The 1,799-nt window shown below is 48.3% G+C and carries 2 protein-coding genes; both read right to left on the reverse strand.

The window, feature by feature from the left end; all coding sequences use genetic code 11:
* The coding region (locus AAC155_RS24115; protein WP_146748159.1) for a type VI immunity family protein at window positions 1–653 on the reverse strand (653 nt) is incomplete at its 3' end.
* Between the two features lie 15 nt (window positions 654–668).
* Window positions 669–1,799 (reverse strand): VRR-NUC domain-containing protein (locus tag AAC155_RS24120; RefSeq protein WP_146748160.1); only part of this gene is annotated, 1,131 nt, incomplete at its 5' end.

A 1,799-nucleotide genomic window follows, 5' to 3' on the forward strand; every position in this document is an offset into this window, starting at 1 on the left:
TTAATGCCACGGATGGAATGTTCATACTGTAATTTAGCTGTGTGCACTGCGGAGTTCACTTGCAGGGAAGGGTAACGTTGCGCCAGTTGATACTCTAAAGGAAAGTAGTCATAGAAGTCGTTGGGTAAGACCAGACAGTAGCCACAGTCCCCACTGTCAGGTTCGAGTTGTTCACATAAAAAATCCAGCCAGGACATAAAATGAGCCATGCCGTCTTGTTCTTTTAGATAATCCCAGGGCAGCACCAGACTAAGGTAGGAGCTATCATCGTCACCATCAATTTCTCGGGAATCCAGGTAATGCATCAGATAGCGGGGAGCTTCATAGATATTTTTGGCGTCACTAACATCCCAGCTAGAAAGTTGGTTTTTTTTCTGATTAAGAATACCCTCCTCAACTTTAGCAATATTTTCTGGGGAATATTTTTTTAACCCTTTCAGCTCATGACGATGAAAACGCAGGTAAGTGCCAAATTCTTCGCGAAAGCGCCGGTAGCAGGCCAGAATGCGTTGTTTTTTCTCCTGGGTATAGCCTTGTTTAAAAAACAAGGTGATAGAAATCCCAAGACGAGAAACAGTCAGTCCATCGCCATTGAGGAAGGTAAACGCGGCCAGTTGTGATTTCAACTGGGAAAAGTAATCTACAGTTTTCATCATTTTCTCCATGAATTATGAGGCGGTGGCGAATGTCACACTCGCCAATATTGCCAGGACTGCGGCTAACGCAGCGGCGCTTACCGCAGCCGCAGCGGCTAAAATTTCCACCAGTGCAATCAGCGCGGCAGCGACAGCAAGGGTGACCAGGATAACAACGGCAACGCCGGCAACAATCACCACCACTTCCAGCATGCCTTCCCCTACTTCTTTTAATATTTGCATCCAGCTAATATTTTTTAGCTCTTCCAGAGTGATATCTGAACCCTGTTGCACCGTCTGCCACCGGGCTTTTATCTCACTCTCCGTCCAGGTCACGATTTTTCCCGTTTGTTCATTAACCCAGGAAAAAGCGTAGCTGACCTGATGGCTTATCGGGTCAATAATCTCTTTACACACCCACTTGCCGGCTTGATTGAACCATGCTCCAAACTGAGCAAGGAGCTCCCGGGTACTGTCGCGGACATAATTCAACCCGTTTTCGGCCAGACCCGCCACCTCTTGCCCGAGGACAACCCAGTCTTCATAGCTGGGTAAAAACGACCAGCGGGAAGTGCTGAGAAGCGGTGGATTTTTTGTCAGCGGCTGTGGAATGGTCCCCGGCACACCCTCTGCAGGAGGGGTGGGTAAAGCTTCATCATCAGGAGGCGAACCGGGCGGCAGTGGGGCCAGTGGTATCGGATTTTTATAGTGTTGGGAATTGGGCTGATAAAGTTTTCGCCATGCTTCATCATACTGTTTTTGCTCTTCTGTGCGGTTATCGTCGACGCGCATTACCCCAAAGCGTTTTTCTGTTGCAATCTGGATATAATCAGTTTGTTGCCCTTTAGTGAGTTCATCCCCTGGAAATTTCACCTCAATCAACATTTTCAGATTATCGGGGTGTACGGAGCCATCAAAATAGGTAGCATTTCTGCCCGGCCAGCGGAGCGCTTCATCTTTAACCAGAATAATATCGGGCCGACGGATACCAATAACCCCAAATTTCTCTGCGTCTTCGGCAGAAGGCCGGGCAAACGGATTACTGGATTGCGGTAAATTATCACCATAACGCTGCTTAGAGACTTGACTGGTCGCCAGCATAGGCAGAGGAACATCCTTCTTCCCGCGGATAGCAAACACCACTTCCGCTTTATAGGGCCACAG

Source organism: Photorhabdus sp. HUG-39 (assembly GCF_963878365.1).
Taxonomy (GTDB): Bacteria; Pseudomonadota; Gammaproteobacteria; order Enterobacterales; family Enterobacteriaceae; genus Photorhabdus; species Photorhabdus kayaii.